The sequence below is a fragment of the Bartonella sp. TT110JLCBS genome, from assembly GCF_042193405.1.
Classification (GTDB): domain Bacteria; phylum Pseudomonadota; class Alphaproteobacteria; order Rhizobiales; family Rhizobiaceae; genus Bartonella.
This window is the reverse complement of the sequence record NZ_JBHILT010000255.1, coordinates 369-617: the sequence shown is the minus strand read 5'-3', so window position 1 is coordinate 617 and position 249 is coordinate 369. Positions and strand designations below refer to the sequence as shown.

Sequence of the window (249 nt, the reverse complement as noted above, 5' to 3'; positions counted from 1 at the left end):
GCGACTGGTAAAAGTAGTTTGGCTCTAGGCTATAAGGCAAGTGCATCAGGAGAATTAGCAGTTGCTATTGGTGGACTTGCAACCGGTATCCACGGCATTGCTATGGGGAATAACGCAGAAGCGAAGGATCAAGATACGATTGCGATAGGTTATGCTGCTCAAGCTCAAACAAAGTATTCGATTGCAATTGGTCCAAATGCACAGGTGATTGCTGGAGACGGAGTTGCTTTGGGGGGAGCTTCCGTTGCC

Annotated in this window: 1 pseudogene; it reads left to right on the top strand. The window is 48.2% G+C overall.

From position 1 onward, the window contains the following. Nucleotides 1-249, top strand: a pseudogene (locus ACFILW_RS10760) (hypothetical protein); the annotation flags it as partial.